The following is an 8,906-nucleotide window of genomic DNA, read 5'->3' as shown; positions in this document are numbered from 1 at the left end:
TGGGGAGGGTCGGCCGGGTGCTGCGCGGAGGCGCTGGCAGGGGCCCGGCAGACGCGCCGCCCGCCGCGCATTCAGCGGCCGGCCGGCAGATGACTGCATCCCGTGCATCCCACGTCAGGCGCGGCCTCGGCGTTCGTCCGCTCACCTCAGGACCTCCGGCGCCTCCGGGAGGTGCACCACCCCGGTAGACTCGGCGATCGGATCAGCGTCCGGACCTCGAGGGTGCGGCGCGGGTCCTGGAGCGGAGTTCCGCCCCGCGCACACCGCACATCATGTTCCGGGGCACCCTTGCGGTGCACCCGTCGAGGACCAGGAGAGTCATGCCGTCCACGCTGCCGGGCGTTCCCGACATCGATGAGGATCTCGCGACGAGCATCGTCGAGCGCCTCGGTGCCATCGAGGATCGTCTGCGTGCGTCCGTGGCCACGTCGGACGACATGGTCCGATGGACCGGGCGTCACCTCATGGACGCCGGCGGCAAGCGGGTGCGTCCGATGCTCGTCCTCCTCGCAGCCTCGCTCGGTGACGTCGATGCCGAAGGCGTCCTGGACGCCGCGGTGCTGGTCGAGCTGACGCACCTGGCGAGCCTCTACCACGACGACGTCATGGACTCCGCGGCCACGCGACGCGGCACCGACAGCGCCCACGCGCTCTGGGGGAACAACGTCGCGATCCTGACCGGAGACTTCCTCTTCGCGCGGGCCAGCGGTCTCAGCGCCCGGATCGGGGCGGACGCAGTGCGTCTGCACTCGGAGACCTTCGAGCGGCTCTGTCTCGGCCAGCTCCACGAGACCGTGGGTCCGACACCGCAGGACGATCCCTTCGAGCACTACCTCTCGGTCCTCTCGGACAAGACAGCCTCCCTGCTCGCTCTCGCCGGTGCCCTCGGCGCGTCCCTGGCGGGTGCCCCCGCAGGGTCGGACGACGTCATGCGTCGCTACGGGGAGAAGGTCGGGGTCGCGTTTCAGCTCGCCGATGATGTTCTCGATCTCGAGAGCGACATGGAGACCAGCGGCAAGACACCCGGCGTGGATCTGCGCGAGGGCGTACCGACCATGCCCACGCTGCTCGTGCGTCGTCGCGCGGCGACGGAGCAGGACCCGCGCAGCGTCGACATCGTGCGGCGCCTCGACGGGGACCTGAGCTCGGAGGCGGCTCTCGACGAGCTCGTCGGCCTGCTGCGTGCGGATCCGGCTCTCGAGGAGACCCGGGAGCTGGCCCGTCGGACGGCGGACGAGGCAGTGGAGATCCTCTCCGATCTGCCTGCCGGGCCCGTGCGCGATGCCCTGACGGCCTTCACCACGACGCTGGTGCGCCGGCAGCGCTGAGAGCCCCCGTCCCGGTCACGATTTGTGCATTGTGACCTGCGAGTTCCAGTGGACGTGACCGGTTGCTCGTGGTGCTGAGCGCTCCCTGCTAGTACCCTGGTCGAGGTCGCGCGCGCGACCGGGCCGACTTCGGGGGTGCCTTCCCTGAGGGGATGCAGTGGAGCCGCTGGTACGTGCGCTGTGGAACAGAAGATGTCCTGGGGGTACGTCCATGTCTGACACCGCTCGTCCGAAGCGGCGCCGGGGACGGAAGGTCACGGTCGTCTCGTCGGCGGCCATCGCCGTCGTCGCGCTGGTGCTCACCGGTTTCGCACTGCGCTTCCCCGGGCTGTCGTCCTCGGACGTCGACGTCTCCAACGGCGGCGTCTGGGTCACGAGCGAGCAGGAGGGCCTGCTCGGCAGACTCAACGTGGACGCCGGCGAGCTCGACGCGCGCCTCGCCTCCACCGGCCAGGACCTCGACATCATCCAGTCCGGGTACCACGTCATCGAGACCGGGCCCCGGGGGATGACGCCGATCAACACCGCGTCGGTGACCCGCAACGGACTCGTCGAGCTGCCTCCGGACTCCGAGGTCGTCATCGGAAAGGACCGGGTCGCGATCTCCTCTCCCGACGGGCGGGTGTGGATCCTCTCGCCCGAGGAGGCCGCCGCCTTCGACGCGAGCGCCGTCGAACCGGTCCTCGAGGGGAGCAGCGGGCCACTGCCGGTCGCGGTCTCCACGGAGGGCACGGTCTTCGTCCTCAACGGGGGAGAGCTGCTGACCTACCCGCGGGAGGCCGATACCCGGGACACGACGGCGAAGAAGCCGGACGATGTCGGCAACGTCTCCCAGAAGCCTGAGTCGCTGCAGCTCGCCGCGATCGGTGAGAAGCCGGTGATCCTCGACCGCGAGAAGCGTCTGCTCCGCGTCGGCACCGACGTGAAGGACTACGACCTGGTGGACTACGGCGTCTCCTCTCTCGACGACGCGCAGCTCCAGCAGTCCGGCCCCGCCTCCGAGGACTTCGTGGTGGCGACGGCCGACTCCCTGTTCGTCATCCCCTTCGACGGCGGGAAGGCCGAGGTGATCCAGGCAGGCGGCACCGGCACCGACGTGGTCCGCCCTGCGCAGGTGCAGGGCTGCTCCTACGGAGCCTGGGGCGGATCGCTCCGGTACGTGAAGTCCTGCGAGGGGGCGGAGGACGAGATCGAGACGATCCCCGAGGCCGACGGCGCCGCCGATCTCACCCTGCGCGTCAACCATGACCTCGTGGTCCTCAACGATCAGAAGTTCGGGCTGTCCTGGAACATCATGGACAGCATGCAGGTCGTGGACGACTGGGAGATCAGCCAGGAGATCCAGAAGAGCGACTCCGAGGAGGAGAAGGAGGAGACCCTCACCACCACGATCACCAACGTCGCCGCCGAGCGCGACGAGGAGAACCGGCAGCCGACGGCCAACGACGACACCTTCGGCGTGCGTCCCGGCAAGAGCATCGTGCTCCCCGTGACCCGGAACGACACCGACCCGGACGGAGACGTTCTCAGCGTGGCCCTGGAGGGCGCACAGCCGGGGATCGGCACGGTCGCCGCGATCAGCGGCGGCACCCAGCTCCAGATCGAGGTCGACGAGGACGCCTCCGGCAGCGCCTCCTTCACCTACGAGGTCGACGACGGGCGCGGAGGGAAGGACACCGCGAGCGTCACGCTCGAGGTCCGCGGCGACGCGGAGAGCGAGGGCCCGCGGGAGGCCGAGGACACCACGACGAAGGTCCAGGTCCGCTCCGGCGAGGAGGTCAGCTTCAACATCCTCCCGTACTGGGAGGACCCCGACGGCGACGCCTTCTACCTCGCCAACGCCACGGTCGCGCCCGAGGACGTGGTGAGCTTCCGCCCCGACGGCCACATCACCTTCAACGATGCCGGTCTCTCCCCGGGAACGAAGCAGGTCCAGCTCACCTTCCGCGACGAGAAGGGGACCGTCGGGGAGGGCGTGGTCGAGATCGAGTCGGTGACCGACAGCGATCTGGTGCCGATCACCACCGCGGACCACGCCAGCATCGTCGCCGGTCGCACCACGACCATCAAGCCGCTGGCCAACGACCTGAATCCCAATGGCGGGAACCTCGAGCTGATCAGCGTCAGCGATGTCGAGGGTCTCGAGGTCGACCCCGTGACCGACGCCGGCACCATCAACGTCGAGGGCAGCACACCGGGCGTCTACTACCTCGAGTACACCGTCGGTGCCAGCGGTGCCAGCTCGTCCTCGCTCGGCCTGATCCGCATCGATGTCGTCGAGCCGGACTCGGAGGAGCTCGAGCCCGTCGCGGTCGACGACATGGGCACGGTGATCACCGGGACGGACACCCTGATCGACCCATTGGAGAACGACGTCGATCCCACCGGCGGGGTGCTGGTGGTGAACTCGATCGACGTCCCGGCGGACTCGGGTCTGAAGGCCACCGTCGTGAACCACCACCTGATACGGGTGGAGGCCGCGCCGGGAGCGACGGTCGGCGAGGAGCCGATCCCGGTGACCTATGAGGTCGCCAACTCCGCCGGCAGCTCCACCGGGACCGTCCGGGTGATGGTCACCAGCACCGACACCCAGTTCGCGAACCCCGAAGCGGTTCCGGACCGCGCCGTCGTGCGCGCCGGCGACATGGTGAACATCGACGTGCTCGCCAACGACACCTCGCCCACGGGCGCCGATCTCCAGCTGGCGGGGGAGCTGGACACCTCGCGGGCCGAGGACCAGGGCCACACCGAGCCCCACCAGGACCAGGTCCGTTTCAGCGCGGACGATGACGCCTCCGGCGAGGCCGTCGTGCAGTACCAGGTGATCGACGAGACGGGGCGCACCGGCTCGGCACCCGTCCACATCACGATCGTCCCCCAGGAGACCGAGAACTCCGCCCCCCGGCCGGACAACCTCACGGCGCGCACCGTGGCCGGGACCCCCGTGCGGATCCCCGTCTCCACGACCGGCATCGACCCGGACGGCGACTCCGTGATGCTCACCGGCGTCACCAGCCCGATGCCGACCCTGGGCGAGGTCGTGAGCGCCAACGGCGAGTGGATCGAGTACCTGCCCTATGAGGACTCCTTGGGCACCGACCGGTTCCGCTACCAGGTCATGGATCGTCATGGAGCGATCGGCACCGCGGAGGTGCTGGTGGGCGTCGCCGCCCCGAACGACAGGAACCAGGCCCCGTACGCGGTCGACGACATCGTCGAGGTGCGTCCGGACCGCGAGGTCCAGATCCCTGTCCTCGACAACGACACCGACCCCGAGGGCGACCCCCTCTCCGTGGTCCGCGACGACGTCGACCCGATGACCGAGATCGAGTACAAGGCCCCGCCGGAGGATGCCGACGACGGCTACGTCACCGTGGTCACCCCGTCGGAGGCAGGGACCCACACCGTGGTCTACGCCGCCTCGGACGGGCAGCTGAAGAGTTCCGCGACCGCCACCATCAAGGTGGCGGGCAATGCGCCGCTGCGCGCCCCGATCGCCCGGGACGACTTCGTGGCGGTGGAGGACGTCCTGGACACCGAGAACGTGACGATCGACGTCGACGTGCTCGCCAACGACTCGGACCCGGACGGCAGCACCAGCGATCTCGAGGTCGCTCTCGAGGACTCGTCCGACGGGGCGGAGCTGCTCGAGGACGGTGAGACGGTCCGCGTCGTCCCGCAGGAGGAGCAGCAGCGGATCCGCTACTCGATCACCGATGCGGACGGTCTCGACTCCGCCGGGTACATCTGGGTCCCCGGCACCGCCAAGCAGGCCCCGGTCTGGGTGGGCGAGCCGCTCGAGGTCCAGGCCGGCTCCGAGGGGACGATCGAACTCGACGACCCGAACAACGTCCGGGTGCGGCCCGGGGCACAGCCTGCGCAGGTCACCGATCCCGCAGGTGTGACCGCCCCGCACAGCGACGGCGGCGACCTGGTCGCGGACGCGACCACGCTCGTCTACCGGCCCGCCGCGGACTTCTCCGGCAACGACACCATCACCGTCGAGGTCACCGACGGCGAGGTGGGCGACGCGACCGCGGCCACTGCGACCCTCGCGATCCCGGTGGTGGTCGAGCCGGAGGAGACGAACCTCCCGCCGACCCTGAAGGGAGCCCTGCTCGAGGTCGAGCAGGGCGGCGCCCGGTCGACCGTCGACCTGGCGGCCGGGGCGGAGGACCCCGAGGGCGACGAGCTGAGCTACGAGCTCGGCAGCGTCGACGAGCACCCGGAGGTCAGCATCGGGCTGGAGGGGTCGACGCTGTCGGCCGAGGCGTCGGCGAGGTCCACCAAGGGCGAGATCATCAACGTGCCCGTGACCGTCACCGACGGCACCAACCCGGCAGTCTCCGCCACCGTCCAGGTGACCGTCGGCGCCTCCCAGCGGCCGCTGATCTCGGCCGTGCGCGACGAGGAGACCATCGACGCGGGGACGTCGGAGACGCTCAAGGTGCTCGAGAACGACTCCAACCCCTTCCCGGGCGGGTCACGGACCATCACCGGTGCCGCGCTCACCGCCGGGAAGGGCGAGGTCGACTTCGACGACGGGAGCGTGACGATCACGCCCGACGAGGACATGAAGGGCATCCTCACCGCCAACTACACGGTGCAGGACGACACCGGGGACCCTGAGCGCGAGGTGACCGGGGAGATCCGGGTCACCGTGCTGGGCAAGCCGGAGTCGCCGTCGGCTCCGCGCATCGGCGAGGTCGGGGACGGGTTCGTGGAGCTGAACTTCACCGCCGGGGACGACAACGGCGCTCCCATCGAGGGCTACGAGGTCATCTCGGCCAGCGGCCCCTCGGTCACTCAGTCCTGCGAGTCCACCTCGTGCACCATCACGGACCTGACCAACGACACCGAGTACACCTTCCAGGTGGTCGCGAAGAATCGCGTCGGGGACTCGACCCCCTCGGTGCCCTCCGCGGTGGCCCGCCCCGATGTACGACCCGAGAAGCCGGACGCACCGTCCGCCGAGCGCGGTGACGAGCAGCTCACGGTGTCCTGGAGCCCGCCGGTCAACCGCGGCTCCGCGATCCGGAGCTACACCGTGCAGATCCAGAACACCGCGACCGAAGAGCTGCAGTCCACGTCGGTGGAGGGCGGCAGTACGCAGACGGTGTTCTCGGGCCTGACCAACGGGGTGGACTACCGCTTCCGAGTGCAGGCGGAGAATCTCGCCGACGAGCCCTCGGACTGGTCGGACTGGTCCTCGCCAGAGCATCCCGCCGGCCGGCCCGCGGCACCCAGCGGGACCGCGACGGCAGAGCGCATCGATGATCCGGTGGGCGGCGGGGTCACCGTGACCTGGCCGAAGATGACCGACGAGGAGGCCAACGGTGAGCCGATCACGGAGTACATCGTCACCTCCTCGTCCGGGAAGTCCCAGACCGTCCCCGCCTCGAAGACCACCGCCACGTTCCGCGACCTGGACCGCGATTCGAAGCACACCTTCACCTACAAGGGCGTGAACTCGGTGGGCAAGGGCGTCGGGGACTCGAAGGCCTCCAACGCCGTGGTCCCCTGGGCGAAGCCCTCCACCCCCGGCGGGGTGAAGGCGTCCATGCCCAGCGAGGGCGAGGGGGACGGCCCGAACGGCCGCGCCACCGTGAGCTGGAACGCGGCCGACGGCAACGGCACCAGCGTCACCAAGTACGTGGTGCGATGGAACGGGGGATCCAAGACCGTCGACGCCCCCGCGACCAGCGTCAAGATCGACGGGCTGAAGAACGGCACCGCGTACCGCTTCACCGTCGAGGCCCACAACGGGCACGCTGCCGACGGCGGGGTGAGCGAGCGGTCCAAGCAGACCGACTCCATCACCCCGTACACGAAGCCCGCCAAGCCCACGGTCTCGTCCTCGAACGGCAAGTGCACCGGTGAGAGCAAGTGCCCCGTCACGGTGAAGGCCAATGCCGGAGGCGGCGACGGCGGCGCCGGTGGCAAGACCCTCCAGGTGAGGATCGACGGCGGCTCCTGGCAGGACGCGGGGACCTCCTACTCCAAGACCTTCCAGAAGAAGTCCCAGGGCAGCGTCAAGATCGAGGCCCGTGTGGTCAACGCGAAGGGCCTGACCAGCGGGGCGGCGTCGACCACCCAGAAGGCGCAGAAGTGGACCCCGCCCCAACCGAAGTCGAGCGTGAAGTGGGGCGAGAAGGCGACGAACGATGTCTGCTACACGCAGCACTGCCGGAAGGTCGACATCCGCTTGACGAACCTCGAACCCGGCAAGACCTATGACCTGACGCTCTTCACACGGAAGTCGGACACACACGGCGGTGGCGACTGGGTCATCAACGGGAAGAAGGTCGTCAAGGCGAAGGCCGATGCGAACGGCAACTACTCGACCACGGGTGCCGGATATGACCTTCACTACGGCTACCCGGACAACGAGTTCGAGGTGAAGGTGAACGGCAAGATCACCAGCGTCCACTCGCTCCCGTAGGAACCTCGCGTCCCGACGAGATCCCGCCCGCCCCGCAACCCCACACCGAAAGCAGATCCCTCTCCATGAGCATGACCCCCGAACAGGCACGCTGGTTCGCCGAGACCTTCGACAAGCTGGTCCAGAGCGTCGGCCAGGCCGTCCTCGGCAAGAACGAGGTGGTGCGCCTGGTGCTGACCTCGATGCTGTCCCCGGGCCATGTGCTGCTCGAGGACGCGCCGGGCACGGGCAAGACCTCGCTGGCCCGGTCGATCGCGGCGACGGTGCAGGGCACCAGCACCCGCATCCAGTTCACCCCGGACCTGCTGCCCTCGGACGTCACCGGCGTCACCATCTACGACCAGAACACCAAGTCCTTCGAGTTCCACAAGGGCCCCGTGTTCGCGAACGTCGTGCTGGCCGACGAGATCAACCGTGCCTCGCCGAAGACCCAGTCCGCGATGCTCGAGGTCATGGAGGAGGGACGCGTGACCGTCGACGGCGTCACCCATGAGGTCGGCAACCCCTTCATGGTCATCGCCACCCAGAACCCGATCGAGCAGGCCGGCACCTACCGCCTGCCCGAGGCCCAGCTGGACCGCTTCCTCATGAAGACCTCGATCGGCTACCCGGACCATGCCTCGAGCGTGCAGATCCTCCAGGGCTCCGCCCTGCGCGACCGCAGCTCGCAGCTCACCCCGCGCATCTCCCTGCAGGCCGTCAACGACATGACGCAGCTGGCCGCGACCGTGCACGTGGATCCTGCGGTGCTCGAGTACGTCTCCCGCCTCATGGAGGAGACTCGTCTGGCTCCGGACGTGCGCGTGGGCGTCTCCATCCGTGGAGCACTCGCCCTGATGCGCGCGGTCAAGGTGTGGGCCGCCGTGAACGGCCGCCACTACGTCATCCCGGACGACGTCAAGCACCTGGTGGAGCCGGTGTGGCTGCACCGCTTCGTGCTCGACCCCGAGGCGGAGTTCGCCGGCACCACCGCCAAGAGCGTCATGACCAAGATCCTCAGCGAGGTGGCGCCGCCCCAGGCGCGACAGCAGTCGGCATGAGCACCGTTCGTCGACGAACTGCGAGGGACGAGCGGGAGGAGAGGGACGCATGAGCACCGTTCGTCGACGAACTGCGAGGGACGAGCGGGAGGAGCG

General features: G+C 69.2%; 3 protein-coding genes. All 3 read left to right on the top strand.

Annotated elements, in window-relative coordinates:
- Window positions 1-320: 320 nt before the first annotated feature.
- The 3 genes from ACT3SP_RS17410 (at window position 321) to ACT3SP_RS17400 (ending at window position 8,810) form a co-directional block, all read left to right on the top strand.
- The gene (locus tag ACT3SP_RS17410) at window positions 321-1,328 is read left to right on the top strand and encodes a polyprenyl synthetase family protein (RefSeq protein WP_444588554.1); all 1,008 of its coding nucleotides are present in this window, start codon (window positions 321-323) and stop codon (window positions 1,326-1,328) included.
- A 211-nt stretch (window positions 1,329-1,539) separates the two neighbouring features.
- Window positions 1,540-7,770, top strand: a complete 6,231-nt coding sequence (locus tag ACT3SP_RS17405; RefSeq protein WP_444588553.1) for an Ig-like domain-containing protein — start codon at window positions 1,540-1,542, stop codon at window positions 7,768-7,770.
- A 65-nt stretch (window positions 7,771-7,835) separates the two neighbouring features.
- On the top strand, window positions 7,836-8,810 hold the full coding sequence (locus tag ACT3SP_RS17400; RefSeq protein ID WP_444588552.1) for an AAA family ATPase: 975 nt from the start codon (window positions 7,836-7,838) through the stop codon (window positions 8,808-8,810).
- Window positions 8,811-8,906 lie beyond the last annotated feature (96 nt).

It is taken from the genome of Brachybacterium sp. AOP43-C2-M15, assembly GCF_052446295.1.
Classification (GTDB): Bacteria; Actinomycetota; Actinomycetes; order Actinomycetales; family Dermabacteraceae; genus Brachybacterium.
This window is presented reverse-complemented; position numbering and strand designations above follow the sequence as displayed.

Coding starts and splice junctions, on each gene's coding strand:
- ACT3SP_RS17410 (WP_444588554.1), top strand. CDS start 321: ATGCCGTCCACGCTGCCGGGCGTTCCCGACATCGATGAGGATCTCGCG.
- ACT3SP_RS17405 (WP_444588553.1), top strand. CDS start 1,540: ATGTCTGACACCGCTCGTCCGAAGCGGCGCCGGGGACGGAAGGTCACG.
- ACT3SP_RS17400 (WP_444588552.1), top strand. CDS start 7,836: ATGAGCATGACCCCCGAACAGGCACGCTGGTTCGCCGAGACCTTCGAC.